At 70.9% G+C, this 24,105-nt stretch carries 27 protein-coding genes and 1 riboswitch; of the genes, 18 read left to right on the top strand and 9 right to left on the bottom strand.

Annotation, left to right across the window (positions count from 1 at the left end):
* The 4 genes from ABD340_RS00315 to ABD340_RS00300 all read left to right on the top strand — a co-directional run bounded on the left by ABD340_RS00315 (position 1) and on the right by ABD340_RS00300 (position 4,366).
* On the top strand, positions 1 to 1,908 hold the full coding sequence (locus ABD340_RS00315) for a right-handed parallel beta-helix repeat-containing protein (RefSeq protein WP_344586201.1): 1,908 nt from the start codon (positions 1 to 3) through the stop codon (positions 1,906 to 1,908).
* On the top strand, positions 1,905 to 3,011 hold the full coding sequence (locus ABD340_RS00310) for a right-handed parallel beta-helix repeat-containing protein (RefSeq protein WP_344586199.1): 1,107 nt from the start codon (positions 1,905 to 1,907) through the stop codon (positions 3,009 to 3,011). The genes ABD340_RS00315 and ABD340_RS00310 overlap by 4 nt, the downstream gene beginning before the upstream one ends.
* A 25-nt stretch (positions 3,012 to 3,036) precedes the next feature.
* Positions 3,037 to 3,103: riboswitch (guanidine-III (ykkC-III) riboswitch) on the top strand.
* A 32-nt stretch (positions 3,104 to 3,135) separates the two neighbouring features.
* Positions 3,136 to 3,459 carry a DMT family transporter gene (locus ABD340_RS00305; protein WP_344586198.1) on the top strand — a complete coding sequence of 108 codons (324 nt, stop codon included), beginning with the start codon at positions 3,136 to 3,138 and terminating at the stop codon, positions 3,457 to 3,459.
* A 121-nt stretch (positions 3,460 to 3,580) separates the two neighbouring features.
* The gene (locus tag ABD340_RS00300) at positions 3,581 to 4,366 is read left to right on the top strand and encodes a sporulation protein (protein WP_344586197.1); all 786 of its coding nucleotides are present in this window, start codon (positions 3,581 to 3,583) and stop codon (positions 4,364 to 4,366) included.
* 177 nt (positions 4,367 to 4,543) lie between these two features.
* On the opposite strand, the gene ABD340_RS00295 is transcribed toward ABD340_RS00300, so the two are convergent.
* Genes ABD340_RS00295 through ABD340_RS00285 form a run of 3 tightly spaced genes read right to left on the bottom strand, consistent with a single transcriptional unit; the run spans position 4,544 to position 6,891 of the window.
* On the bottom strand, positions 4,544 to 5,233 hold the full coding sequence (locus ABD340_RS00295; RefSeq protein WP_344586195.1) for a winged helix-turn-helix transcriptional regulator: 690 nt from the start codon (positions 5,231 to 5,233) through the stop codon (positions 4,544 to 4,546).
* A gap of 15 nt (positions 5,234 to 5,248) precedes the next feature.
* On the bottom strand, positions 5,249 to 5,950 hold the full coding sequence (locus ABD340_RS00290) for an alpha/beta fold hydrolase (RefSeq protein WP_344586194.1): 702 nt from the start codon (positions 5,948 to 5,950) through the stop codon (positions 5,249 to 5,251).
* A complete protein-coding gene (locus ABD340_RS00285) occupies positions 5,947 to 6,891 on the bottom strand; it encodes an LLM class flavin-dependent oxidoreductase (RefSeq protein ID WP_344586193.1) in 945 nt (314 codons plus the stop codon). Before ABD340_RS00285 ends, ABD340_RS00290 begins: the two co-directional genes overlap by 4 nt.
* A 103-nt stretch (positions 6,892 to 6,994) precedes the next feature.
* Here ABD340_RS00285 and ABD340_RS00280 point away from each other — a divergent pair, with 103 nt between their 5' ends.
* On the top strand, positions 6,995 to 7,429 hold the full coding sequence (locus ABD340_RS00280) for an organic hydroperoxide resistance protein (protein WP_344586192.1): 435 nt from the start codon (positions 6,995 to 6,997) through the stop codon (positions 7,427 to 7,429).
* Positions 7,430 to 7,581: 152 nt separating this feature from the next.
* The gene (locus tag ABD340_RS00275; protein WP_344586191.1) at positions 7,582 to 8,361 is read left to right on the top strand and encodes an SDR family oxidoreductase; all 780 of its coding nucleotides are present in this window, start codon (positions 7,582 to 7,584) and stop codon (positions 8,359 to 8,361) included.
* On the opposite strand, the gene ABD340_RS00270 is transcribed toward ABD340_RS00275, so the two are convergent.
* Entirely contained in the window at positions 8,349 to 8,984 is a 636-nt protein-coding gene (locus tag ABD340_RS00270; protein ID WP_344586190.1) for a rhomboid family intramembrane serine protease, read from the bottom strand. The genes ABD340_RS00275 and ABD340_RS00270 overlap by 13 nt on opposite strands.
* A gap of 144 nt (positions 8,985 to 9,128) precedes the next feature.
* Between ABD340_RS00270 and ABD340_RS00265 the strand changes: the two genes are divergently transcribed.
* On the top strand, positions 9,129 to 10,091 hold the full coding sequence (locus ABD340_RS00265; protein ID WP_344586189.1) for an NADPH:quinone oxidoreductase family protein: 963 nt from the start codon (positions 9,129 to 9,131) through the stop codon (positions 10,089 to 10,091).
* Positions 10,092 to 10,212: 121 nt separating this feature from the next.
* Here the strand turns inward: ABD340_RS00265 and ABD340_RS00260 are convergent, their stop codons facing one another.
* On the bottom strand, positions 10,213 to 10,530 hold the full coding sequence (locus tag ABD340_RS00260) for a WhiB family transcriptional regulator (protein WP_344586188.1): 318 nt from the start codon (positions 10,528 to 10,530) through the stop codon (positions 10,213 to 10,215).
* A gap of 163 nt (positions 10,531 to 10,693) precedes the next feature.
* Between ABD340_RS00260 and ABD340_RS00255 the strand changes: the two genes are divergently transcribed.
* Together ABD340_RS00255 and ABD340_RS00250 are read left to right on the top strand one after the other, a co-directional pair.
* A complete protein-coding gene (locus ABD340_RS00255; protein ID WP_344586533.1) occupies positions 10,694 to 11,152 on the top strand; it encodes a GNAT family N-acetyltransferase in 459 nt (152 codons plus the stop codon).
* A 290-nt stretch (positions 11,153 to 11,442) separates the two neighbouring features.
* Positions 11,443 to 12,942, top strand: coding sequence for a CYTH and CHAD domain-containing protein (locus ABD340_RS00250; protein ID WP_344586187.1), 1,500 nt, complete (start codon positions 11,443 to 11,445; stop codon positions 12,940 to 12,942).
* 16 nt (positions 12,943 to 12,958) lie between these two features.
* Here the strand turns inward: ABD340_RS00250 and ABD340_RS00245 are convergent, their stop codons facing one another.
* Both ABD340_RS00245 and ABD340_RS00240 read right to left on the bottom strand, forming a co-directional pair.
* Entirely contained in the window at positions 12,959 to 13,903 is a 945-nt protein-coding gene (locus ABD340_RS00245; RefSeq protein ID WP_344586186.1) for an NUDIX hydrolase, read from the bottom strand.
* Positions 13,896 to 15,980 carry an RNA degradosome polyphosphate kinase gene (locus ABD340_RS00240; protein ID WP_344586185.1) on the bottom strand — a complete coding sequence of 695 codons (2,085 nt, stop codon included), beginning with the start codon at positions 15,978 to 15,980 and terminating at the stop codon, positions 13,896 to 13,898. The genes ABD340_RS00245 and ABD340_RS00240 overlap by 8 nt, the downstream gene beginning before the upstream one ends.
* Before the next feature lie 307 nt (positions 15,981 to 16,287).
* Between ABD340_RS00240 and ABD340_RS00235 the strand changes: the two genes are divergently transcribed.
* The 5 genes from ABD340_RS00235 (at position 16,288) to ABD340_RS00215 (ending at position 19,510) form a co-directional block, all read left to right on the top strand.
* Complete coding sequence (locus ABD340_RS00235) at positions 16,288 to 17,652, top strand: pentapeptide repeat-containing protein (protein ID WP_344586184.1); 1,365 nt, start codon at positions 16,288 to 16,290, stop codon at positions 17,650 to 17,652.
* Complete coding sequence (locus ABD340_RS00230) at positions 17,649 to 18,092, top strand: gamma-glutamylcyclotransferase family protein (protein WP_344586183.1); 444 nt, start codon at positions 17,649 to 17,651, stop codon at positions 18,090 to 18,092. Before ABD340_RS00235 ends, ABD340_RS00230 begins: the two co-directional genes overlap by 4 nt.
* Before the next feature lie 43 nt (positions 18,093 to 18,135).
* Positions 18,136 to 18,528, top strand: a complete 393-nt coding sequence (locus ABD340_RS00225) for an ArsR/SmtB family transcription factor (protein ID WP_344586182.1) — start codon at positions 18,136 to 18,138, stop codon at positions 18,526 to 18,528.
* Positions 18,525 to 19,118 carry an SRPBCC family protein gene (locus ABD340_RS00220; RefSeq protein WP_344586180.1) on the top strand — a complete coding sequence of 198 codons (594 nt, stop codon included), beginning with the start codon at positions 18,525 to 18,527 and terminating at the stop codon, positions 19,116 to 19,118. The genes ABD340_RS00225 and ABD340_RS00220 overlap by 4 nt, the downstream gene beginning before the upstream one ends.
* A gap of 89 nt (positions 19,119 to 19,207) precedes the next feature.
* Positions 19,208 to 19,510 carry a hypothetical protein gene (locus ABD340_RS00215; RefSeq protein ID WP_344586179.1) on the top strand — a complete coding sequence of 101 codons (303 nt, stop codon included), beginning with the start codon at positions 19,208 to 19,210 and terminating at the stop codon, positions 19,508 to 19,510.
* Between the two features lie 47 nt (positions 19,511 to 19,557).
* Here ABD340_RS00215 and ABD340_RS00210 read toward each other — a convergent pair whose 3' ends face one another.
* The gene (locus ABD340_RS00210) at positions 19,558 to 19,887 is read right to left on the bottom strand and encodes an STAS domain-containing protein (RefSeq protein ID WP_344586178.1); all 330 of its coding nucleotides are present in this window, start codon (positions 19,885 to 19,887) and stop codon (positions 19,558 to 19,560) included.
* A 337-nt stretch (positions 19,888 to 20,224) separates the two neighbouring features.
* On the opposite strand from ABD340_RS00210, the gene ABD340_RS00205 reads away from it, so the two are divergent.
* From ABD340_RS00205 to ABD340_RS00195, 3 genes are all read left to right on the top strand, one after another.
* Complete coding sequence (locus ABD340_RS00205) at positions 20,225 to 20,704, top strand: MarR family transcriptional regulator (protein ID WP_344586177.1); 480 nt, start codon at positions 20,225 to 20,227, stop codon at positions 20,702 to 20,704.
* A gap of 573 nt (positions 20,705 to 21,277) precedes the next feature.
* Positions 21,278 to 22,069 carry a L,D-transpeptidase gene (locus ABD340_RS00200; RefSeq protein WP_344586176.1) on the top strand — a complete coding sequence of 264 codons (792 nt, stop codon included), beginning with the start codon at positions 21,278 to 21,280 and terminating at the stop codon, positions 22,067 to 22,069.
* A 54-nt stretch (positions 22,070 to 22,123) separates the two neighbouring features.
* A complete protein-coding gene (locus ABD340_RS00195) occupies positions 22,124 to 22,948 on the top strand; it encodes a choice-of-anchor P family protein (RefSeq protein ID WP_344586174.1) in 825 nt (274 codons plus the stop codon).
* A gap of 67 nt (positions 22,949 to 23,015) precedes the next feature.
* Here ABD340_RS00195 and ABD340_RS00190 read toward each other — a convergent pair whose 3' ends face one another.
* Positions 23,016 to 23,426: an ATP-binding protein gene (locus tag ABD340_RS00190; RefSeq protein WP_344586172.1), complete on the bottom strand. Its 411-nt coding sequence runs from the start codon at positions 23,424 to 23,426 to the stop codon at positions 23,016 to 23,018.
* Between the two features lie 297 nt (positions 23,427 to 23,723).
* Here ABD340_RS00190 and ABD340_RS00185 point away from each other — a divergent pair, with 297 nt between their 5' ends.
* Complete coding sequence (locus ABD340_RS00185; RefSeq protein WP_344586171.1) at positions 23,724 to 24,086, top strand: cupin domain-containing protein; 363 nt, start codon at positions 23,724 to 23,726, stop codon at positions 24,084 to 24,086.
* Positions 24,087 to 24,105 lie beyond the last annotated feature (19 nt).

Here is a 24,105-nt window from a genome sequence, read left to right as displayed (position 1 = left end):
ATGGCGGAGCCACCCGCCAAGACGGGCGCGTTCGGGAAGGTCGTCACGACCGTGCTGGTCCTCGGACTGGCCGGCGGCGGCACCTACGTCTACCGCACCCACTTCTCCGGTGGCGGCGACGGCATGCCCGGCGTGAACGAGGTGACGTCCTCGTCCGCGCGGCAGCAGTCGACGCTGGTCGACCAGGAGGACACGCGCATCATGCAGGTGCGCGCCAACCACGAGTCGCAGCTGGCCGACGGCGGCGCCCTGGCCGCGCGGGTCCGGGAGCCGTACACCGCCAGTTCCGCCATCGGCCGCACCTTGGTGCTGCCGCAGCGCCGCGAGCCGTACTACGTCGCGGAGCTGGAGAACAAGGGGGTCCTGGAGGAGCAGAGCGACGGCTCGTACCTGCTGACCAGGAACATCCTGGCGGTCGAGGGCGCCAAGGTGATCCTGCAGAACGCCTCCGGGCCGCTGACCATCCGGATGCGCAGCGTGCCCGGGTCGTTCACCTCGATCGTCAGCTTCGGCGCCAGCGTCCGGGTCAACGGGTCGGCCCAGAACCCGGTGCGCTTCCTGAGCTGGAACGACGACGCCCGCCGGCCCGACACCCAGGTGTCCGACGGGCGGTCCTACATCCGCGCCATCGGCGGCGAGTTCAGCATGAAGTACACCCGGGTCTCCGACCTGGGGTTCTGGAGCGGACGCACCGGCGGGCTGGCACTGACCGGCACCGACCGTCCCGACTCTGCCGCCGAGCGGGTGAAGGGCGGCGCGCCGAAACGGAAGATCCGGCTGCCCAGCGGCGACGAGGACACCAGCAGCGGCGCCCAGGAGGAGATCCAGGTCGGCGCGGCGCCGGGCGGCGACGGCGCGGCGTTCCACGTCCCGCGGGCCAACCTCGTCAGCGGGACGATCGACCACACCACCGTGTCCGGGAACGCCTACGGGCTGTTCGTCACCGCGTCCAACCAGACCCAGATCACCAACAACACGATCCGGGGCAGCCTGGTGCACGGCGTGCTGCTGCACCGGTTCGCCAAGAACGCGGTGATCGAGAACACCACGGTGGCGGGCAGCCGCGGCGACGGGTTCGTGCTGTCCCGCGGCACCGAGGGCGTCCGGATCACCGACTGCGAGGCCGAGCGCAACGGCGGCAACGGCTTCACCCTCGACGGGCAGCCGCTGGCCGACGGGCCGTCGGCGTCCGGGGAGTCCGTCACCGCGTTCGGCGGCAACCTGGTGAGCAGCAGCGTCGCCCGGGAGAACGCGCGCTACGGCGTCGAGCTGCTCGGCGGCGACGACACCGCGGTGCAGAACAACCGGATCACCGGCGGCGACATGGGCATCGTCGTCCGGGAGCGGGCCACCCGGATGCAGATCTCGGGCAACCAGGTGAGCGACCCGGCGCGGCAGGGCATCGTGCTGCGCGACGGGGTGACCGGCTCGGCGGTGGCCGGCAACGTCATCAGCGGCTCCGAGACGGCCCTGTACCTGCGCGACGCCAACGGTGCGATCACCGGCAACACGGTGCAGTCGGCGAGCCGGCACGGGCTCACGCTGCGCGGCGCGGTCACCGGCACGCGGATCACCGGGAACACCCTCAGCGGCACCGGCAGCAGCGTGCTGGACGTCGACCGGGCGAGCGGCGCCTACGTGAAGGCGAACAACAACACCCAGGGCTGGCGCAAGACCGCCGGTTTCTGGACCTGGGTGAAGCGGATCCTGAAGCCGATGAACGTCATCTGGTTCTGCGTCTTCCTGCTCGTGGCCGTGTCCATGTACCGCTCCCGCGAGGCGGGCATGCGGATCGGGCGGCGCGGCGCCCACCCGTACGAGAACCAGCGCAGGCTCGAGGATCGTCCTGTGCGGTTGCTGCACCGCGCCGACGCTCCCGGAAGTGATGAAGGAGTGGTGCGGCGATGAGGTTCGATCTGAGATTCCTGGCGGGCCTGGCCGTCGGCGCGGTGCTGGTGGCCGGACTGGTGTTCCTGGCCACCGGCGAAGACAGGTCGTCCAGCACCTCGGGGGAAGGTCTGGTGTCCACGCCCGTTGACAAGGGCGTCGAGGACGACGGAAATGGCGGCGGCGCCAAGCCGGGCGCGCCGCTGACGCTGCCGGTGCCGGAAGGCGAGGGCAAGGTGTCCTGCCCGAACCCGACCAAGACCGCCGGCAGCGCGCAGGAACTGGAGCAGGCGCTCAACGGCGCGCAGCCCGGCGACGTGATCCGGCTGAACGGCGGCAGGTACGAGGGCGAGTTCGTCGCCACCACCTCCGGCACCCCGCGGCAGCCCATCTGGCTGTGCGGCGACCAGAACGCCGTGCTGGACGGCGGCGGGGTGAAGAAGGGCTACGCCTTCCACCTGAACAACGCGAGCCACTGGCGGCTGGTCGGGTTCACCGTGCGGAACAGCCAGAAGGGCGTGATGGCCGACACCAGCAACGGGTCGATCGTCCAGGGGCTGACCGTGCACGACATCGGCGACGAGGCCATCCACCTGCGCGACTTCTCCACCGGGAACACCGTCCAGTACAACAAGATCTACAACACCGGGATGCGGCGGGAGAAGTTCGGCGAGGGCGTCTACCTCGGCACCGCCCAGTCCAACTGGAAGCGGTTCTCCGGCGGCAGGATCGACAACAGCGACGGCAACGTGGTGCGCGGCAACGCCATCCGGGCCACCGCCGAGGCGATCGACATCAAGGAGGGCACCAAAGGCGGCCGGATCCTGAACAACGTCTTCGACGGCTCGGCCATGGGCGGCGACAAGCACAACGACTCGTGGGTCGACGTGAAGGGCAACGGCTACGTCATCGAGGGCAACCGCGGCACCGGCACCCTGGCCGACGGCTTCCAGACGCACAAGATCGTGGACGGCTGGGGCGTCGGGAACGTCTTCCGCCGCAACATCATCGATCTCGCCGGCGGCGACGGCGTCGGGGTGAACGACACCGCGGGCGGCAACACCATCGCGTGCGACAACGAGGTGCGGGGCGGCCGGCTGACGAAGAAGGGCGCCTGCACCTGAGTTGCTAGCATGCGGGGTGAGGGCCGGAGTGACCGCTTCCGGCCTTCCCGGACGAGGTGCGGGCCGTACCCGGTAGGCGAAGACGGCGCGCGGACATGGCATACCCGTCCGGGAAGGAAAGATCATGGCCTGGGTCCTCGTCGTCGTCGCCGGACTGTTCGAGGTCGCGATGGCGCTCTGCCTCAAGCAGAGCAAGGGTTTCACCGAACCGCTCCCCGCACTGGGCTTCCTCGGCTCCGCCGCGATCAGCTTCGGCCTGCTCAACCTCGCGCTGCGGAAGCTCGAGGTGGGCACCGCCTACGCCGTCTGGGTCGGGATCGGCGCCGTCGGCACCGCCGCCCTCGGCATGCTGCTGATGGGCGACCGGGTCACCCCGCTCAAGCTCGGCGCGCTGGCGCTCATCGTCGTCGGCGTCATCGGCCTCAACCTCGCCGGCAGCACCCACTGAACCCCCGACATGGCGTTCCCGGGGCGAACATGGGCCCCAGATAGACAGGGAACGCGGCTGTGTCCGAACGCGTCTACCGGGAGAGGGCGATGGGAACACGCCCACGACACGGGAGGAAATCTTGGTCTTCAAGAAGCTGATGCAGGCGATGGGAGTCGGCGGGCCCAAGGTCGAGACCGTCCTGCACAACCCGAACACCACGCCCGGCGGGACCGTCACCGGTGAGGTGACCATCGTCGGCGGGGAGCACGACTCCGACATCCTCGGCGTGAAGCTGGCGTTGAAGACCCGGGTGGAAGTCGAGTCGGGCGACAACGAGTACGCCTCCGACCTGGAGTACGCCAAGCTCCCGATCGCGGGCGCGTTCAAGCTCGACGACGAGGCGCGCTACAGCATCCCCTTCCAGCTCCCCATCCCGTGGGAGGCGCCGCTGACGCACTTCTACGGCAGGCAGCTGCACGGCACCACGGTCGGCCTCGCCACCGAGCTGGAGGTCGCGCGGGCCGTCGACGCCACCGATCTCGACCCGATCGCGGTGCACCCGCTGCCCGCGCAGGAGCGGATCCTGACCGCGTTCGCCAACCTCGGCTTCCAGTTCCGCAATGCCGACTGCGAGAAGGGCCGCATCTGGGGCGTCCACCAGGAGCTGCCGTTCTACCAGGAGATCGAGTACTACCCGCCGGGGCAGTACGCCCGGGGCATCAAGCAGCTCGAAGTGACCTTCGTGTCCTACCCCCAGTCGATGGAGGTCGTGCTGGAGCTGGACAAGCGGGGCGGGGCGTTCACCGAGGGGCGCGACGCGTTCAGCCGCTTCACCGTCGACTACGCGACCGTCGAGCAGACCAACTGGGAGCAGCGGCTCGACGAGTTCCTGCAGAAGGCCGGCCGCCGCAGAGGCCTGTTCTAGACATCGTGTGATCCAGGCCCGGGGGGACGCCCTCCGGGCCTTGATCATGCGGGGGCCGACCCGTACAAAGAGGGTTCGTGGCAGACGACGCGGAGCGACGGCTGGTAGCGATTCATGAACGTTCGACGGTGGGTCTTGATTTTGGGGACCGGTTGGACGAGGGAGCACGCGCTCCCGTCATGACGCGGAGGACGGAGCCGCGGATCGGGTTCGCCGGTGCGGCAGGCGGAACAGGTCGTGGAGTCGGCGCAGGGCTTGCCGGTTGCCGGCGGCGGAGGCCGCGCCGCTACTGATCGCTTCATCGAGGGTCGACCTGCTGGCGGCGAGGTCGCGGAAAGTCTCCCTGCCGGTTGTGATGATCACGTCAGGGTGTTGGGCCGGGCCGTGCACGGTTTCGATCGTGCCGTCGTCGATGCGGGCGTGGAAGACCTCCTCCTCCACTCGGAACTCGTACAGTGCCCGCAGGCCGGTGGCGGCCTCGGCGTCGAAGCATGCCTTCAGGCCGAGCACGGCCCAGCCGGGGTGGAAGTTCTCCTGGTCGCGGGGTTCGTCCATCGCCCAGGTCAGCCCCCACCGAGCCAGGGCCATCACCACCGGCTCGAGGTCCACGCCGGCTGGGGTGAGGGCGTAGGCGGGGGTGCGGGCCGGCGGTGGGAGGGTGACCTTGCGTGCCAGTCCTTCGCGTTCCAGGTGTTTCATCCGTGCCGCCAGCAGGCCGGTGCCCATGCCGCGCAGGCTGTGTTGCAGGTCGCTGAAGCGTTTGGGGCCGGTCAGCAGTTCACGGATCAGCAGCAGCGTCCACCGTTCGCCCACGAGGTCGAGAGTGCGCGCGGTCGCGCAGTACTGGTTGTAATTCCGCTGTTCCACTTCTCCATTCTAATCCTAGAGCTTCTTGTTATTGAACTGACATGTGTGGGCGTCTAGAAGGAGCCGGGCCAGCGCCTGCGGGTGGGTGAGCATCACGTTGTGCGGGCCGTCCACAGGGACGGTCCGGTATCCGATCGCCGTGGCGAATCGGTCGAAGGGGAAGGTCTGCGGCCGGCAGTAGATGGCTGTGCCGGGGATCTGGTCGACGGCTCCGCTCAACCGGGTCGCTTCGGTGAAGGTGCGCAGAGGTTGTGGCCGCAGACGGGGGGCGAGCCAGCGCGTGTCACCGGGGTCGGTGATGCCGTAGCTCGCCGGGGGCGGGGCGGGGACGAGAGCGCCGTCGGCGCTGGCGTGGGCGGCGGCGCGGATCGCGTTGACGAAGGCGTCGGACGCCAGGCTGAACATGCTCGCGCCGTCGCCACCGGCCCAGCCGTCGATCAGGATGACCTGGTTCACCAGGTCGGGTTGCAGGTCGGCGGCCTGCCGGACGATCAGGCCCGCGTAGCTGTGCCCGATCAGCACCACGTCGTCACCGGCCGTTGCGGCGACGTCCAGACAGGTGAGGACCTCATCGACGTGGACGTCCAGGCCGGCGTCGTCTTCCAGGGTGAGGGCGGGGGTCAGGGTGCGCATCCCGGCCTGGTGCAGGAAAGGGGTGAGGCGCTCCCAGGCCCAGGGACCGTGCCAGGCGCCGTGCACGAGAACGAAGGTGGTCATGCTGTTCCTTTCGAGCGAAGCAGAGGCAGGACGCGGCTGGCGAAGTTCTCCAGGGCCGCGTGGTGGTCGTCGGCGGCCAGGCGGATCACCACATGGCGAGCACCGGCCTCGGCGTAGGAGGTGAGCCAGTTCGCGGCCGCGCGAGCCGTACCGGCGAACATGGCTTGGACGGTCTCGATGGCTTCCAGTGGTGCGTTGTAATAGCGCTCGATGCTCACGCGCAGGCGCTGGCGCGCCCGCTCGGGGTCCTCATCCAGGCACAGCGTCGCGTACAGGGCGGGAGTGACCGCCCGGGCCGCGCTCTGCTGGATAGCCGCCCGCTCCCGGGCGTAGGTCTGCGCCTGGGGCGGGTAGGGCAGCCAGCCGTCGGCCAGGCGGGCCACGCGCCGCAGCGCCGCTTCGCCGCCTCCGGCCAGCCAGATCGGCGGGCCTGCTGGACTGGCGGGCGGGGGTGCCAGCGTCACGCCGTGGTAATCGAAGTGCCGGCCGGTGAAGGAGGCCTCCCGGCCGCTCCACAGGTGACGCATCGCCTCGATCGATTCCTCAAGGCGGCTGATGCGGCGCGCAAAGGAGACGCCGATCGCGGTGAACTGAGCTTCGGTGCCCCGGTTGGGAAATCCGCCGCCCATGCCGACGATCAGCCGCTCGCCGGCGAGCCTGTCCAGGGTGGCGATCTGGTGCGCCAGCAGGATCGGATGACGGAGTGCGGGCAGGAGTACGGCGGTGCCGAGCGTGATGCCGCGGGTGGCGACAGCCACGGCCGACAGCAGGAGCAGGGGGTCGGCGCGGGGCCTGGTGAGGGGGCTGTCGCCGGCCCACACGGAGTCGAAACCCAGCGCTTCGGCACGTCGCGCCTGTTCGACCAGCTGCTCCAGGTCATGATCGCCGCGTACGGCTTGATCGCGCGTCGGCAACAGGTAGCCGATCTTCAGTGAGGCCATGTGATCCCTCTCGTCACCATGAGGTTCTCGACCTTAACTGTTGACTTCCTATTTTTGAAGTCTAAGATTCTTTTTCAAGTAGCAGATTCTTAGGGAGACCATCATGACGAACGCGCTCTACACCGCCCAGGCCCACGTCGTCGGAGGCCGGGCGGACGGCCACGGACACACTGCCGACGGCATGCTGGAGGTAGACCTCGGGCAGCCCAAGGAACTGGGCGGGGACGGCGAAGGGGTCAACCCCGAGCAACTGTTCGCCATCGGCTACGCCGCCTGCTTCGCCACCTCCCTTGTCCTGGTGGGCCAGCGCAAGCACCTGCGCGCCGACGACTCGGCAATCGACTCGAAGGTCATGCTCATCCCCGCCGGCAACGGCGGCTTCAAGCTGGGCGTCGAACTGGAGATCAGCCTGCCGTCCATCGCCGACCTCACCCAGGCCACCGACCTGGTCCGAGTGGCGCATCAGGTGTGCCCCTACTCCAACGCCACCCGCGGCAACATCGAAGTGGCGCTGGTCGTCAACGGCACAAAGCTGTGACACACCGCCGAGCCGCCGGTCGGGCCCGATCACCGGCTGGATCCTCGCCACCGCCCTGATCACCGGCGTGACCAGGGCGCTCCGCCCCGATTGACGCGAACCTGCGGGGTGCGGGGCGCATCGACCTCCATGAGGGACGAGAATGGGGCCTCATGGGCATGTATCTGATCACGGGGGCGACCGGCGGGATCGGCGCCGCGGTCGCGGGGCTGCTCGCCGAGCGCGGGCATGAGCTGATTCTGGCCGGCCGGTCGCCGGACCGGCTGGCCGCGCTGAGCGGACGGATCACCTCGGGCACGCACGCGCGCACCCAGGTGCTGGTGCGGGAGCGCAACGGCGAGCCGGGCGCGGTCCGTACGACCACGTCGCCGGGCACGGCGCGGACGATCACGCTCGATCTGAACGAGCCGCGGCGGCTGGAGGCGGCGCTGGCCGAGGCCGGGCTGCCGGACCGGCTGGACGGGGTGATCCACAGCGCCGGGGTGGTGGATCTGGGCGCGGTGGCCGAGCAGGACGCCGACCACTGGATCGATCAGCTGATGGTGAACCTGGTGTCGGCGGCGGAGCTGACCCGGCTGCTGCTTCCGGCGCTGCGGGCCGCCGAAGGGCACGTGGTGTTCGTGAACTCGACGGCGGGGCTGCGCGCCAATCCGAAGTGGTCGGCGTACGCGGCGAGCAAGTTCGGGCTGCGCGCGCTGGCCGACTCGCTGCGGGCCGAGGAGCCCTCGATCCGGGTGACGACGCTGTACCCGGGCCGGACGTCCACGGAGATGCAGCGGAAGGTGCACGCGCAGGAGGGCAGGGTGTACGACGAGGACGCGTTCACCGATCCGGCGACCGTCGCGCGGGCGCTGGTCGCGGCGCTGGAGACGCCGGCCGACGCGGTGGTGTCGGAGCTCACCGTCCGGCCGCGGGGACGTCAGCGGTCGTAGGCGGGGACGGGGTCGTCCTTGTCCTTGCGGGAGCCGCGGCGCAGCAACCAGGACGACAGCACGCCGCCGAGCATCCCGAACAGGTGGCCCTGCCAGGAGATGGACGGGTCGCTCGGCAGCACCCCGAAGATCATCGTGCCGTAGAGCAGGACGACGCCGACGGCGATGGCCAGGTCGATCACCCGCCGCTCGAACAGGCCCCGGCCGAGCAGGTAGCCGAAGAAGCCGAAGATCAGGATGCTGGAGCCGAGGGTGTTGGCGGAGCTGAGGAACCACACGCCCAGCCCGCCGACCACGATGATGATCAGGCTGGCGGCCAGGAACTTGAGGACGCCGCGGGCGGCGGCCAGGAAGCCCAGGATGACGAAGGGCAGGGTGTTGCCGATCAGGTGGCCGAAGTCCCCGTGCATGAACGGGGCGGTGAAGATGTCGGGCAGGTCGCCCACGTCGTGCGGCCGGATGCCGTAGTCGTTGAGCGCGCCGTTCATCACGTAGTCGGCGATCTCCAGCACCCACATGCCGGCGGTGACGACGCCGATGATGATCGCCGCCGACAGCGCACGGAACCCGTGCGTCGCGAGTCCTTCGGAGCGGTGCTTCTCGGGGACCGAGGGGTAACTCATATTCGCCCACCGTAGGTGTGTCGATGACCCTGCCGTCATTATCGGCAACGTTCAGCGAGCGCGCATCGTGCCCGCCCGCCGCGTCCCACCCGTACCCGGGACCCCGGTATGGCGAACGGGATTCGGTTCGTCCATTCTGAGGCAATGCGCTCAGTGGTTTGCGAGGAACTCGGCTCGGTCGTGGTGCGGGACACCGGTCCGGTGGAACCGGGCCCAGGTCAGGTGGTCGTCGCCGTGGAGGCGGCGGGGGTCAACTACGTGGACGGACTCTTCGTCCAGGGCCGCTACCAGATCAAGCCGGAGCCGCCGTTCGTGCCCGGCAGCGAGGTGGCGGGCACGATCGTCGCGGCGGCTCCCGGCGCGGGCGGCCCGGCCCTGGGGACGCGGGTGCTCGCCATGTGCGGCCTGGGCGGCTTCGCGGAACGGGTCGCGGTTCCGGCGGCGTCCGTGGTGCCCGTCCCGGACCGGCTGGACGCGGCGCGGGCGGCCACGTTCACCCAGAGCCACTGCACGGGCCTGTTCGGGCTGCGCGAGCGGGGCGGGCTGCGGCCCGGCGAGACGGTGCTCGTGCTGGGCGCCGGCGGCGGGGTCGGCCTGGCCGCGGTGCAGATCGCGAAGGCGCTGGGCGCCCGGGTGCTGGCCGCCGCGTCGTCCGCGGAAAAGCGGGACGCGGCGCTGGCCGCGGGTGCCGAGGCGGCCGTGGACACCTCGTCCGACGATGTGAAAGAGGCCGCCCGGGAGTGGTCGCCCGGCGGCGTGGATCTGGTGTACGACCCGGTCGGCGGTCCGTCGGCGGACCCCGCGCTGCGGGCGCTGCGCGAGTTCGGGCGCTACCTGGTGATCGGGTTCGCGTCCGGAACGATCCCGTCGCTGCCGCTCAACCAGGTGCTGCTCCGCAACCGGACGGTGACCGGCGTCGACTGGGGCGCCTGGTCGGGGACGCATCCGCTCGAGCAGCGCGCCCTCCTCGACGAGCTGCTGGCGCTGGTCGCGGACGGCCGCCTGGATCCGGTCGCGCCGCGCACCGCACCACTGGAGTCGGCCCCGGCCGTGCTCGACGATCTGCTGAACCGGCGGGTGGTCGGAAAGGTCGCCCTGATCCCCTGAACCACGCCGGGCCCGTGCCCCGGGGCCCGGAGGTGAGGGAAATCTCAAGCCATGTTCGGGTGGGGGGACGACCCCCCGCACCTCCCGGCAAGAGCGGCGAGCTTGCCCTCGCTTCGCTCGGTCAAGCCGCGTCTTCGACCACGTCGCCGCGGACCATGATGACCGGCAGGCGGCGGCGGGGCGGGGCGTCGGCGGAGCGGCGCAGGCGGCGGCGTTCCTCGGGGGTCGTGCCGCCCCAGATGCCGTCGGGCTCGCCCACCCGCAGCGCCCAGGCGAGGCAGTCGGCCGTCACCGGGCAGTTGCCGCAGACGGCCTTGGCGGCCCGCTCCTGCTCCCGCAGGATCGGCGCGGAATAGCCGATCGGGAAGAAGAGGTCGGGGTCGGCGCCGCGGCAGATGGCGTGGTCGCTCCAGTGTTCCTCGTTGTCGACATGCTGCATGTCTGCTCCCTGGGGCGTCGATCGGACGCCGGGCAGTTCCCGGGGTGGGATTCTCGTTGTCGAGCCCAACGTAGTACTACAACCCGTAGTACTACAAGTCGTTGCGCTGTCCAGTGGGACGATACGGCCGGATAACCTGTGTGACGTGCGGCGTGATCAAGAAGTGACCTTCCGGGAGGCGACCCGGGCGGATCTGCCCGAGATCGTCCGGCTACTGGCCGACGATCCGCTCGGCCAGGCCCGCGAGACCCCGGGCGAGGTCATCCCGGACGCCTACTTCGCCGCGTTCGACGCGATCGACAAGGACCCCGGCAACAGCGTCATCGTCGCCGAGATCGGCGGCTCCATCGCCGGCACGCTGCAGCTGACCTTCATCCCCGGCCTCACCTACACCGGCGCGGAACGGGCGCAGATCGAGGGCGTCCGGATCAGCGCCGAGCACCGCGGCATGGGCCTCGGGCAGGCCCTCATCCGCTGGGCCATCGACCAGGCCCGCGCCCGCGGCTGCCGTGTGGTGCAGCTCACCACCGACCGCCAGCGCCCCGACGCGATCCGGTTCTACCAGAAGATCGGCTTCCGGCCGTCCCATATGGGGATGAAGTACCACCTCAAGGACCGCTGACGTCCTCAGCGGTCGACGTCGGTGATCGAGGGCGTTGAGCCGGCCGCCCTCCGGTCCGAGCGGGCCCGGTTCGCCCGTTCCGGCCGAATTCGGGCAGCGGCGCAGCGTCCACGCAGGTCAGCGGGTTACTCTTGCGGGACATAACAGCCATGGGCGCATCGGGCGGACGCGTTGGGGGCATGCCTCCTCACAGAGGCGTCGATGAGGTGTCTGTATCTGTTAACCCTGTCGTGTAATGCTGGCCGCAAAACCGTGATAACCAGCGACGTTGCACGTTTGAGGAGCCGCACGTGGCCGTGAAGCATGTGGAGATCGAGCGGAAGTACGACGCCGCCGCTGATTTCGCCGTCCCCGAGCTGAGCGCCCTCCCGGGGGTGGCGGAGGTCGGCCCGCCCGAGACGCACCGGCTGCACGCCACGTACTTCGACACCGACGACCTCCGGCTCGCCGCGCACGGCATCACGCTGCGGCGGCGGCGCGGCGGGCCGGACGCGGGCTGGCATCTGAAGATCCCCGCCGGCCCGGACAGCAAGAACGAGCTGCACGCCCCGCTCGGCCGGGCGCAGGTCGTCCCGGCCCGGCTGGCGGGCCTGGTCGCGGCGTACGCGCGCGGTGCCGACCTGCGGCCGGTGGCCACGCTGGAGACCGACCGCACGGTGCTGCGACTGCTGGACGAGTCCGGTGACGTGCTGGCCGAGGTCGCCGACGACGCGGTGACCGGGCGGGTGCTGACCGGCGAGGGCGAGGCCGAGGGCGGCGACGCGTGGCGGGAGATCGAGGTCGAGCTGGCCGCCGGGGCGCGCGAACTGCTGAAGGCGGCGGGCAAGCGGCTGCGCAAGGCGGGGGCGCGTAAGGCGTCCACGTCGTCCAAGCTGGGACGGCTGCTGAACGGCGAGATCGCGCGTCCCACGGCAAAGGAGACGGGGGAGCTCGCGCAGTCCAAAGACCTCGTCAACGCCGGGGACGCGGTCGTCGCCTACCTCGCGGCGCAGGTGCAGGCGTTGCTGTCGTACGACCCCAAGGCCCGGCTGGCCGAGTTCGACGCGGTGCACCGGATGCGGGTCGCGACCCGCCGGATCCGCAGCGTGCTGCAGAGCTACCGGCCGATCCTGGACCGGGAGCGGACCGACCCGCTGCGCGCGGAGCTGCAGTGGCTGGCGGCGGTGCTCGGCGAGGTCCGCGACCTGGAGGTGCTGCGGATGCGGTTCACCGAAATGGTCGAGGGCCTGGAGGACGTCGGCGAGCCCGCGTGGCTGGAGGAGCTGGCCGCCCGGGAACGGTCCGCGTACCGGCGTCTCAACACCGCGCTCAAGCAGCCCCGCTACTACGCGCTGCTGGACGCGCTCGAAGCACTGGTCGCCGATCCGCCGCTCACCGCGCGGGCCGACCGGGGCGCGGCGACCGAGCTGCCCCGGCTTGTCGTGCGGGCCTGGAAGCGGCTCGCCAACGCCTACGACGCGATCGGGACCTCCGACGATCCCGAGATCGCCCGGCACGACACCCGCAAGGAGGCCAAGCGCGCCCGGTACGCGGCGGAGGTCGCGGTGGCGGTGCTCGGCGACCCGGCGCGGCAGACGGTGAAGAACGCCAAGCGCCTCCAGGACGTGCTCGGCGGCTACCAGGACGGCGTGATCTCCTGCGAGCACCTGCGGGAGGCGGCGGCGCGGGCCCGGGACGCCTCCGACGCGTTCTCGCTCGGCGTGCTGTACGGCATCGAGCAGTGCGAGGCGCGGGCCGCCCTCGACCGCCTCGAAGGGACCTGGGCGGAGATCCCGGCCCCTTCGTTCTGAGCCGTCGGGCGCGCCGTCAAGCAGAGTGGCGTTCCAGGACGGCGATGGCGGGCTCGCCGTCGTCGCCGCCGGCCAGGTGCGCCACCCAGAAGGAGCCCTTGCGCAGGGACGGCTCGTCGGGGACCTTCTCGCCCAGCCGCCGGCACAGCCCGCTGATCAGTTCGGAGACGATCTCGCCGTGCGTGCACACGATCGCCGGCACGCCGGCGTCGGCCAGGGCGAGCAGCCGCGCGCAGGCGCGCTCGGTGTCGGTCCGGCCGATCGTGAACGCCGGGTCGGTGGCGACATCGGCGCCGGTCTCGCGGGCGTACGGCAGCACCGTCTCCACGCAGCGCGCGGTCGCCGAGGAGATCGGGCGGGCCGGGCCGTAGGCGCCGAGCAGCGCGGCGAGCCGCACCGCTTCGGCACGGCCGCGGTCGTCCAGCGGGCGCAGCTCGTCGGGATCGTTCCACTCGTCCTTCTCGCCCGCCGAGCCGTGCCGCAGGATCGCCAGCGGCCAGGTGTGCGGCGGCCCGGCCCGGAACTCGCGCAGCAGGTCGACGTCATGCGAATGCGACAGCCGCCGCTCGGCTTCGGGCACGGCCAGCCATTCGAGCCGGTCGACCTCGGCGTTGGGCACCGCGTGGCCCTCGCCGGACGGGCCGAGGGCGCGCGCCGCCCAGTAGTCGACCCGCTTCATCCGCTCGTCCACGGGATAGGTCACCGAGGGCAGGCGCCGGCCGAGGCGCGGAACGATCCCGGTCTCCTCCTCGACCTCCCGGACGACGGCGCGCAGCATGTGCTCGCCGTCCTTGAGCTTGCCCTTGGGAAAGGACCAGTCGTCGTACTTGGGACGGTGGATCAGCGCCACCTCGGGCCCGTCCGCTCCCTCGGGACCGTCCCGCCAGAGGACGGCCCCGGCCGCCCGGATCGGCTCGTCCTGCCCGTCCGCGCGGCTCGCGCGGCCGCGCCGTTCAGCCATCGACGGTCCTCCAACGCCTGCTCTTGACCAGGTGGGTCTGAATGTCCAGCAGCGGTTCGCCGGTCATGGCGGAGCGGCGGGTCCAGGTGCCGTCGCCGTCCAGCCACCACGAGTCGGTGCCGTCGTCCATGGCCAGGGCGAGCAGGTCGACCAGTTCGAGGCGGTGTCCGCGGTCGGCGACCCGCACCAGCGCCTCGACGCGGCGGTCCAGGTTGCGGTGCATGAGGTCGGCGCTGCCGATCCAGACCTCGGGGTCGCCGCCGTTCTCGAACGCGAACACCCGGGAGTGCTCCAGGAAGCGGCCCAGGATGCTGCGCACCCGGACGGTCTCCGACAGGCCGGGGACACCGGGCCGCAGCGCGCAGATGCCGCGCACCCAGACGTCGACCGGCACGCCCGCCTGCGCGGCCCGGTAGAGCGCGTCGATGACCTCCTCGTCGACCAGCGAGTTGCATTTGATCCGCACGTGGGCGGGCCGGCCGGCCTCCTGGTGCTCGGTCTCCCGCTCGATCCGCTGCACCAGGCCGGGCCGCAGGCTCTGCGGTGCCACCAGCAGGCGCTTGTAGGAGTTCTGCCGGGAGTAGCCGGTGAGGTGGTTGAACAGGGCGCTGACGTCCTCGCCGACGGCCGGGTCGGCGGTGAGCAGGCCGAAGTCCTCGTACAGCCGGGCGGTCTTGGGGTGGTAGTTGCCGGTGCCGATGTGGCAGTAGCGGCGCAGCGTGTTGTCGGCCTCCTGCCGGACGACCAGGGCCAGCTTGCAGTGCGTCTTCAGCCCGACGAACCCGTACACCACGTGGCAGCCGGCCTCTTCCAGCTTGCGCGCCCAGGCGATGTTGGCGCGCTCGTCGAACCGGGCCTTCAGCTCCACGACGACCACGACCTGCTTGCCCGCCGCGGCGGCGCCGACCAGGGCGTCCACGATCGGGGAGTCGCCGCTGGTGCGGTAGAGCGTCTGCTTGATCGCCAGGACGCGCGGGTCGTCGGCGGCCTCCTCGATGAGCCGCTGCACGGTCGTGGTGAACGAGTCGTAGGGGTGGTGGACCAGGACGTCGCGCTCGCGGATGGCGGGGAAGATGTCGGCCTCGCCCGGGATCGCCTGCTTGGACGGCACGAACGGCCCGTACTTCAGCTCGGGCCGGTCCAGGTCGGCCATGGCCGACATGCCGGCCAGGTCGAGCGGGCCGTCCAGCCGGTAGATCTGGCGCTCGTCGAGGAGCAGCGCGGTGGTCAGCAGTTCCAGGACGCCGTCGGAGATGGAGTCCTCGACCTCCAGCCGGACGACCGGGCCGAACCGGCGGCGGAGCAGCTCGCGCTCCAGCGCCTGCAGCAGGTTCTCGCTGATGTCGTCGTCGATCTCCAGGTCCTGGTTGCGGGTGACCCGGAAGGCATGGTGCTCGACGACCTCCATGCCGATGAACAGCTGGCCGAGATGCGCGGCGATCACGTCCTCGAGGGGGGTGAACCGGTTCGGCGAGGTCTCGATGAAGCGCGGCAGCAGCGGAGGGACCTTGACCCGGGCGAACATCGTGGCCTCGGTCTCCGGATCGCGGACGATCACCGCGAGGTTGAGCGACAGCCCGGAGATGTAGGGGAAGGGGTGCGCGGAGTCGACCACCAGCGGGGTCACCACCGGGTATATCCGGTCGCGGAACAGCTGGCTCATCGCCTCCTGCTCGGTCTCGGCGAGGTCCTTCCAGCGCAGCAGCTCGATGCCCTCCTTGCGAAGGGCGGGCAGCAGGTCGTCGCGGAAGGTGCCGACGTGCCGGAGCATCAGCTCGCGGGCGACCGCGGCGGTGCGTTCCAGCACCTCGCGGGGCTGCCGGCCGCTGGCGGCCGTGACGGCCAGGCCGGTGGCCATCCGGCGGGCCAGCCCGGCCACCCGGACCATGAAGAACTCGTCCAGGTTGCTGGCGAAGATCGACAGGAAGCGGACCCGTTCCAGAAGGGGGAGGCCGGGGTCTTCGGCGAGTTCCAGGACGCGTTGGTTGAACCTGAGCCAGCTCTCCTCGCGGTCCAGGAACCGATCGTGTGGCAGCGTTTCCGCACCGTGGGGAATCTGTCCTGGAGTGACGCTCATAGCGGTGATGATCCCTGGTCAAGATGAACAGAAGTCGAACGATGATGTTGCAGGTGTTTCGGACGTGTCAGCTGTGAGTCAGATAAGCGGATGATGCCCCCGGTTCCCATTGGTCAACCGACGGCCGGCCGATGATCGCCGGGTTCGCGGGCTTCACTCCGCCTAATGCCCTCATGTCACGAGATTACGTCGCAGGATCAGGTCGAGCGACTGAGCGAGACCGCCCCACAGGGGTACAACGGTGGGCGTGGACCTTCCCCAGCCCTCGCGGACGGCCGTACTGGCCTCACCCTCGTCGTCCCCTTGGATGTCTCCTTGGCGGACCTGGCCGCGCTGCGGCGCGGCGGTCGGATGCACCGAACGAGCCTTCACCCCCTACCCGTCCTGCCTGCACCATCTGAGTCCGGACGAGTTGGAGCACATGCTCGAAGGGCTCCAACCCGGTGCCGACATCGATCTGCGGGGCGCGACCGTACCGGGACCGCTCTTCTCCGCCCTGCTGAAGGCGGTTACCGGGCCTGACAAGCGTCCGCACCTCGGACGCAGCCGTTTCGACGGCGCGGTGCTCCCCGACCGCGCGTCGCTGACCGGGGTGTGCTTCGAAGGGGATTGCTCGTTCGACGGCGCACGGTTCGCGGGCGGCGTGTCCTTCTACGACGTGCGCTTCCTGGGCCATGTCTCGTTCCGTGGGGCCCGGTTCACCGGTAACGCCTCCTTCCACGGCGCGCGCTTCCAGCGGCACTCGACCTTCGACGAGGCCGTCTTCGCCAGCGACGCGCTCTTCGGGGAAACGGTGTGGCTGGCGGACGCGTCCTTCGCCCGAGCCGTCTTCGTGGGGGCGGCGGCGTTCGACCGCGCGCGCTTCGGCCGGGACGCGGTGTTCCAGGCGGCGCGGTTCGGCGGGGCGCTCTCGTTCAGGCGCGTGCGGGTCGCACGGCACGCGCGTTTGGAACGGGCCAGATTCCGCCAGGACCTGTGGATGGGGCCGTTGGCCGTACACGGCCGGCTGTCCCTCAGCAACGCCATCGCCCATCGCGGGTTGCGTGTGGACGCGGTGGCACGGCGCGTGGACGCCGACCACGCGGTCGTCCACGGCCCGGCGGAGTTCAGGCTGCGCCATGCCGAACTCGACCTCGAGGACGCCTGCTTCGACGCGGGGGTGACCGTACGGTCCCTCTCCCACCCGTTCCAGTGCCTGGCCGAGGACGACGGGATCGACCACGCTCCCGTGCGGGTCGTCTCCGTCCGCGGGATGGACGCGCCACGGCTGGGGCTGGCCGACGTGGACCTCAGCCGCTGCAAGTTCGCGGGCCTGGAGCATCCCGAAGGGCTGCGGATCGCCGGTGAGTGCACGTTCGCCTCGCTGCGCCATCGCCGCCGCAGCGAGGCGGTGCTCGCCGAGGAGCTGTCGGGCTCGTACGACGGGCTTCCCGTCCTCTACCGCTACCTCGCCCTGGCGGCCGCGGACGTCGACGACGGGCTGAACCGCGACTTCCGCTACCGCTCGCTCGAAGTCCGCCGCCGGGCCGATCCGCGGGCCGTCCGGCGATGGCTGCTGCACGCGTCCTGGCTGATCTGCGGCCATGGCCTGCGGACGGGACGGTTGCTGACCTGCCTGACCGTACTGGCGCTGCTGCTGTGCTGGAGCGCCGCGTACGCCGCCCATCCATGAGCGGGAAGGCTTCAGTGGACGGGCCGGTGCACGGGCTGTTCGTCTACGGCACGCTGCGCTTTCCCGAGATCCTGGAGATCCTGCTCGGCCGCGTGCCCCGACTAACCCCGGCCGCCGTGCCGGGTTGGCGGGTTCGGGCGCTGCCGGGTGTCGACTATCCGGGGCTGGTCGCCGATCCGGGCGGCACCGCCGAGGGCATGCTGATCGCCGGCCTGACGGAGGACGAGCGGCGCGTCCTGGACGAGTTCGAGGGCGACCTGTACGAGCCCGCCGTGCTGCCGCTGGCGGACGGCTCGGGCAGGGCCCGCGCCTACCTCTGGCGGGGACCCGCCGAGCCGTACGACTGGGACCTGGCGGACTTCGCCGAGCACCGCTTGGCCGCCTTCGCCGAACGCTGCCGTGCCTGGCGGGCCGGCGACCCGTGGCCGGAGAGCATCTAGTTCACAGTTTGCTTATATAAGTCGAGACGATAATATAGAGGTCATGCACGCCTTCGACGTTCTCGGGGATCCGGTCCGGCGCCGGATCCTGGAACTGCTCGCCGACGGCGAGCGCGCGGCCGGCGAGATCAGCGCCGTGGTCCAGGAGGAGTTCGGCATCTCCCAGCCGGGGGTGTCGCAACACCTGCGGGTGCTGCGCGAGAACGGGTTCACCACCGTCCGCGCGGCGGGCACCCGGCGGCTGTACTCGGTCGACCCGGCGCCGCTCCAGGAGATCGACCTGTGGCTGGAGCGCTACCGGCGGTTCTGGACGCAGCGGCTGGACGCGCTGGGCACCGAGATCGCGCGCGGCCGGCGGGAACGGCGGCATGCCGATCCGCACCGGCCCGAGCCGGGCGGCGAGGGCGAACCGAGCAAGGAGATCAGCGAGACATGACCGACATCACCGACCTGATCAACGCGACCCACCGCGAGATCGGCGAGCGGAAGATCGAGGGCTACCCGGCCACCGGCACCGTCCTGCTGCGCCGCGCCTACGACACCACCGCCGAGGACCTCTGGGAGGCCGTCACCACCCCCTCCCGGCTGGAGCGCTGGTTCCTGCCCGTCACCGGCGACCTGCGTCCGGGCGGCACGTACCAGATCGAGGGCAACGCCGGCGGCGAGATTTTGGAGTGCGACCCGCCGCGGCTGCTGCGGCTGTCCTGGGTGTACGGGGACATGGCCAGCCATCTGGAGGCCCGCATCTCCTCCAAGGACGGGCAGGCCGTTCTCGAACTGGAGCACGGCGGGCTGGCCGACGGCCACTTCGAGGGCGTCGGCGGCGGCTGGGACCCCGCACTCTGGGCCCTTGACCAGTACCTTCGCGGCGTACTGCCGGAAGACCTGGGCGACCGGATGCGCGCCGGCGACATCCCCGAGGAGGTGCAGGAAATCTTCGCCCGCACCGCACAGGAGTGGCACGAGGTGGCCGTCGCGGCGGGCAAGGAGGGGTTGCTCGGACCGGGTTCGCCCGCCGATTCCTGATCTCCTTCCGGAGGCTTCGCGGGGGGACGGGCGGCCATTCGTCGATAACCACGGATGAATTGTCAGACCCTTGGGGAATCATTCGTGGTATGAGCAGAGACTCCCATTCGGGGTTGCAGTGCCCGCACTGCCGCACGCATCTCGCGCTCGTCGCCGCCCCCGACTCGCCGGCCGCGCCGAGCCGGCCGGCCGTGCCGGTCGATCCGCCCGTCCTCGTCCGCGAAGAATGGACACCTCCGCCGGTCGCCGAGGTGCTGGCCCAATACGCCCACTTGTCCAAAGACACCGCCACCGCGTCGCGCGGCGCCGCCCGCGTTCGCGACAGCTTCAACCGAGCGCGCCAGGCGGCCGCCCGCAAACGCACCCAGCAACGGGCGGCCCGCAGCGCATGAACGCCCGGGCCGCCCGAGCTCCCCCAGGTGAACGGGGGTGAGTTCCGTCAGGGAAGGGTGAGCAAACGCTGCAGACCGCAGCGTTCAATGAGCATTCGCACCTGACGCGAGACGCTGGACAGCAGCAACGTACCGTCGCGTTCTCGTACTTTCTTGGCCGCGTACACCAGAACGGACAGGCCGTAGGAGTCGCAGAAAGAGACGTCCCCGAGATCGATCGCCAGTCGCGGCCGATCGCTCAACGCCAGCTTTTCGTCGATCGCCCTGCGCAGGCCGCCGGCCCGCGCGCAATCCAGTTCCCCGCGAAAACGGAGCACATGCCAGGGCTCCGGGCCATCGGAAGCCCGGCCCGGTGGCGCCTCCGCCTGCTGCGGCATCCCGTGATCACTCCCCCTTCGCATCGCCCCGGGACGTTTCCCGTGGGCGCATCCGGCAACCCCCTTCCCACTGAATATCTCCTGCACCACTGGTAACACCTGACACCCGCATTACCTAACCGTCAGGTCACCCAAACCCCACCGCCGCGGCCCCGCCCATCCCGGACGATCGGTCGCAACGCCCCCTTCCGGCTCCGGCGGACGCGGAACCGGGCGTCCCGATCCGGTCCAGGCAGACGACGACCGCGCCGTCGCGGCAGGGCCGGACGCGTCGTATCCTCGTCCGCTTCGGTAGGGAAAGATGCCGGGACGGACTCGGTATGTAACAGTGGGGGGCATGGTCGCCACGCCGGGGCACGGAGCCGCCGAGTCGGCCGCCGCTCTGGACGAGGCGGCCGGAACCCTGATGAACGTGTGGGCGCGAGCGCATAATGCCCACGACGTCCCCATCCCCGCGGCCCAGCTGCGCGCGCTCTTCGTGGTGGAACGCGGCCCGGTGAACATCAGCAGCCTGGCGACCGAACTGGGCGCGCTGGTCTCCTCGGCCAGCCGGCTGTGCGACCGGCTGGAGACCGGTGGGTTCCTCCTGCGCGATCCCGGCCGCGACCGCCGCGAGGTCACGGTTCGGCTGACCGCCGAGGGCCAGGCCCTGCTCGACCGGCTCCAGGTGCGACGCCACGAGGAGCTCGCGCGGGTGCTGGCCACGATGTCGTCGCCCGCCCGTGCCGCCCTTCTGTGGGGGCTGGCGCAGTTCCACGAGGCGGCGACCGCGTCACCGGACGAGAAGAGCGTGACCTCTTTCTCCCTGCGCGCCTGAACACGTCGCACCCGAACGGCTTCTCCCTCCGCACCTGAACGCCTCCTCCTCCGCACCTGAACGCCTCCTCCTCCGCACCTGAAGGCCTTCTCCTTCCGCGTCTCAACGCGTCCCGGCAGCGGCGGACGGTCGCGCCGGAGGGCCCGACGTTCCAACGCCCAGCCTTTCCCGGCTTTCGGGCGTGGTGTCTCCGCCGCGAGAACAGTTGTCATGCGGCAACTTCAGCGCTCCCACGGCCCAAGCGGCGCCCGGCCGCCCCGCGAACCCTTGCCGACCGGCGCTTCCAGATCGCGACCCCGCGACCGGCACATCCTCCGACTCCCACCTCCGAAAGCCGATCAATTCGCACATGACCTACTTTTTCTTGCCGTCGACAATGCCCGACAGAAGGCAATTGACGGGGAGGTTAGCCTCCGCCGGAAATGCCCAGATCCAGCGCATGCACCACGGCAAAGAAATCAATTCCTTGGACCGAGTTCCGGACACGCCACAGCGGTCCGGCGCTAGCATCCCGGCGGAATGGCATTCCACCGCGGGAACGGAATGCCGAGCTGCCACCGGAGGGCATTCCTGATGCATCGTGCACGCGCCGCGCGCCTCGCGGTCACGGCCGCCGTCGCGGCCGCGACGGCGCTCCCGGCCGCCTGCACGGGCTCGTCCCCGCCGCCGTCGGCCACCGGCACGCCGGACCCGGCCCCGGCCCGGCCGCCCGAGACCACCACCCACACGACCGTCCACGACGCACCCGCGGACCGGCCATCGCACGCGGCCGCCGCCACCGCGGGGCTCGTCGTCCACCCGGTCGCGCCGCGCACGGTGCTGGACGCCCCCGGCGGCCGTCCCATCGCCACGCTGCCCACCACCCAGCTGGGCAGCCCCACCTGGGTGCCGGTGGTGAGCCGGTCGGGCGTCTGGGTGCAGGTGCTGCTGCCGAGCCGTCCCAACCAGGCCACCGGCTGGCTGTCGACCGCGCAGGCCGGCCTCCGCACCGCCCGCACCCCGTACCTGATCAGGGTGAACGTGCCGCGCCGCCGGCTGACCCTGCTCCACTCCGGCCGGGCGGTCGGCCGCTGGCGGGTCGCGGTCGGCGCGCCCGCCACCCCCACGCCCACCGGCCGCACGTTCCTGCTGGCGCTGCTGCGTCCGGCCGCCAGGACGCCGAGCCCGCTGCTCATGCCGCTGGGCGCGCACTCGGCCACCCTCGACACCTTCGGCGGCGGCCCCGGCACGGTCGCCCTGCACGGCTGGCCCGACCGGTCGGTCTTCGGCAGGGCCGTCACGCACGGCTGCGTGCGGGTGCCGCCGGACGCGCTCCGGGCGCTCTCGGAGGTCCCGCTCGGGACCTTGGTGATCATCACGGGCTGACCGGCGGCTCGGACCCGCCGGCCCAACCCCCAACCGCGAAAGAGGACGACCATCATGCGTACCGCGAAGACCCTGCTGCTCACCACCGCCGCCGGCGTGGCCGCCGCGGCCTCGGTGCCGGTGCCGGCCGCCGCCGCGGGCGAACCCGCCGGGCCGGGCCGCCCGGAGGGCGCCGCCTACGGTGTCGCCGCCTCCGGCCCGGTCACGCTCCCCGCACTGCCCGCCGTCGCCTCCCGCGGGCGCGAGGTCCGCAAGAGCCTGGCCACGGAGAAACGCACCAAGTTGTTCAGCGCCGCCGCGATGGACACCCGGGCCGGCGCCCGGCACGCCCGGTCGACCGTCCAGGACCTCAAGGTGCCCGACGCGGGCTTCTCCGCGGACGCGCTCTCCGCCGGCTGCCAGGGCCGCCGCGGCACGTCACGGCTGGCCAATGCCGTCGTCTACGGCCGCAGGCTGGGCGCCGCGCCGCGTCCCAACACCGCCATCCCGGTCCAGATCCCCGGCGTCGGCACGGCCAAGCTCACGCTGAACAGGCAGCGCCGCCTCCCGGACGGCCGCCTGTCGGTCACCGCCCTGGAGGCGTCCGTGCCGATGAACACGTTCGGCACCCAGAACTTCAGCGCCGCCGGCGTCATCTGCGGCCACGCGTCCCACAAAGAAGCCCAACCCGGCCTACCCGGCCTGCCTGACGTGCCTGACGTGCCCGGACTGCCCGGCACCCGGACCAGCCCCAAAGCACCCATCAGCGGAGCCGGCAAGCCGAGCGGCCAGACCTCCCCGAGCAGCCACGGCGGGTCGCTGGATGGGCGGCCGGGCATGCCGCCGGCGCGTGCACCCAAACCCGTCCCCGTGGACGGCGACCTCCCCGTCACCGGTTGAGCCGCTGATCCGCGCCGACCGGGAGCGCGGGCGGACCACCCGCGCTCCCGGTCCGCGGGAATGCCCGTCAGCTTGCCAGGGACTTCTCAAAATGAACGATCGCGCCGTTCCTGTCGGCGCGACCGGTGATGTTCAAGTCTTCGGTAAGGGCTCTCATGAGCTGGAGACCCCGCCCGTGCTCGGCCACCGGCAAGGCCTGGCGTTCGCGTCTCCACCGTTCCGCGTCACACCCCGTACGGCCCCCGTCGATGACTTCGACCACGCAGCGCACACCGTCCATGTGGGCACGGACCTCGTACTCCCGGCTGGACTCGGCGTGTTGGATCACGTTGGCGCATGCCTCCCCAAGGGCGAGCGCGATGTCCGCACGAATCTCGGAGGTCACTCCCAAGCCCCGCAAGGACGCGTCGAGCGTGTGCCGCACCAGTGGCGCACTCTCGGCGTCGCGGGGCAAGGTCATCTCGATCACGACCTCCATGGCACCCTCCTTTCCCCGTCGATAGATCAAATAGTTCCCGGTGTGATCCGTTGGAAACGCAGCGCGACGCCAATGTAACGGGGCGCCTACTCGCGGTGGACCAAGAGGGAAATTCCTCGCCGTGTCCTGTCATCCGGCCGACAAGCTCGGCGATTATCCGCGCGTTCGTCCCACCATGCGCGCACGCGCGGCTTCGGATAATCCGCGGTCTCGCAAAAGACTTGCGGCGTTCACTGGAGGATCCGGTGCCGCAAGATCCCGGCCGGTGCTTCTCGACTGGTGCTAGCGTCGCGGGCCGTGGAGAAGGTTTATGTGGGGAACGCCGGTATCGACGCGCCCGGTGACCGGGGCTGGCTGCTGGGTCACTTCAAGCCGCCCGGCGACGCCCGGCACAGCGACGACGTGGAGATCAAGTGGGGCACCCACCCGCCCGGCGACCGCCGCGCGCAGTGGGCCACCGGGGAGCGCCGCACCGCGCTGCTGGTTCTGATCAGCGGGCGGTTCCGGGTGGAGCTTCCGGAGCGCAGCGTGCTGCTGAGCAAGCAGGGCGACTACGTGGTGTGGGGTCCAGGCGTGGACCACTCGTGGTACGCGGAGGAGGCGTCGGTGGTGCTGACCGTCCGCTGGCCCTCGGTTCCCGGCTACGCCGTGCCCGAATGACGGCGGCCGGGGCACCCGC

The organism is Actinomadura vinacea (assembly GCF_039532545.1).
GTDB classification, from domain to species: Bacteria; Actinomycetota; Actinomycetes; order Streptosporangiales; family Streptosporangiaceae; genus Spirillospora; species Spirillospora vinacea.
This window is presented reverse-complemented; position numbering and strand designations above follow the sequence as displayed.

Coding starts and splice junctions, on each gene's coding strand:
- ABD340_RS00280 (WP_344586192.1), top strand. CDS start 6,995: ATGACGAACGCGCTCTACACCGCCCAGGCCCACGTCGTCGGAGGCCGG.
- ABD340_RS00275 (WP_344586191.1), top strand. CDS start 7,582: ATGGGCATGTATCTGATCACGGGGGCGACCGGCGGGATCGGCGCCGCG.
- ABD340_RS00310 (WP_344586199.1), top strand. CDS start 1,905: ATGAGGTTCGATCTGAGATTCCTGGCGGGCCTGGCCGTCGGCGCGGTG.
- ABD340_RS00260 (WP_344586188.1), bottom strand. CDS start 10,530: ATGCAGCATGTCGACAACGAGGAACACTGGAGCGACCACGCCATCTGC.
- ABD340_RS00245 (WP_344586186.1), bottom strand. CDS start 13,903: ATGGCTGAACGGCGCGGCCGCGCGAGCCGCGCGGACGGGCAGGACGAG.
- ABD340_RS00265 (WP_344586189.1), top strand. CDS start 9,129: ATGCGCTCAGTGGTTTGCGAGGAACTCGGCTCGGTCGTGGTGCGGGAC.
- ABD340_RS00200 (WP_344586176.1), top strand. CDS start 21,278: ATGCATCGTGCACGCGCCGCGCGCCTCGCGGTCACGGCCGCCGTCGCG.
- ABD340_RS00270 (WP_344586190.1), bottom strand. CDS start 8,984: ATGAGTTACCCCTCGGTCCCCGAGAAGCACCGCTCCGAAGGACTCGCG.
- ABD340_RS00220 (WP_344586180.1), top strand. CDS start 18,525: ATGACCGACATCACCGACCTGATCAACGCGACCCACCGCGAGATCGGC.
- ABD340_RS00215 (WP_344586179.1), top strand. CDS start 19,208: ATGAGCAGAGACTCCCATTCGGGGTTGCAGTGCCCGCACTGCCGCACG.
- ABD340_RS00230 (WP_344586183.1), top strand. CDS start 17,649: ATGAGCGGGAAGGCTTCAGTGGACGGGCCGGTGCACGGGCTGTTCGTC.
- ABD340_RS00205 (WP_344586177.1), top strand. CDS start 20,225: ATGGTCGCCACGCCGGGGCACGGAGCCGCCGAGTCGGCCGCCGCTCTG.
- ABD340_RS00190 (WP_344586172.1), bottom strand. CDS start 23,426: ATGGAGGTCGTGATCGAGATGACCTTGCCCCGCGACGCCGAGAGTGCG.
- ABD340_RS00210 (WP_344586178.1), bottom strand. CDS start 19,887: ATGCCGCAGCAGGCGGAGGCGCCACCGGGCCGGGCTTCCGATGGCCCG.
- ABD340_RS00285 (WP_344586193.1), bottom strand. CDS start 6,891: ATGGCCTCACTGAAGATCGGCTACCTGTTGCCGACGCGCGATCAAGCC.
- ABD340_RS00235 (WP_344586184.1), top strand. CDS start 16,288: ATGTCTCCTTGGCGGACCTGGCCGCGCTGCGGCGCGGCGGTCGGATGC.
- ABD340_RS00315 (WP_344586201.1), top strand. CDS start 1: ATGGCGGAGCCACCCGCCAAGACGGGCGCGTTCGGGAAGGTCGTCACG.
- ABD340_RS00240 (WP_344586185.1), bottom strand. CDS start 15,980: ATGAGCGTCACTCCAGGACAGATTCCCCACGGTGCGGAAACGCTGCCA.
- ABD340_RS00225 (WP_344586182.1), top strand. CDS start 18,136: ATGCACGCCTTCGACGTTCTCGGGGATCCGGTCCGGCGCCGGATCCTG.
- ABD340_RS00290 (WP_344586194.1), bottom strand. CDS start 5,950: ATGACCACCTTCGTTCTCGTGCACGGCGCCTGGCACGGTCCCTGGGCC.
- ABD340_RS00195 (WP_344586174.1), top strand. CDS start 22,124: ATGCGTACCGCGAAGACCCTGCTGCTCACCACCGCCGCCGGCGTGGCC.
- ABD340_RS00305 (WP_344586198.1), top strand. CDS start 3,136: ATGGCCTGGGTCCTCGTCGTCGTCGCCGGACTGTTCGAGGTCGCGATG.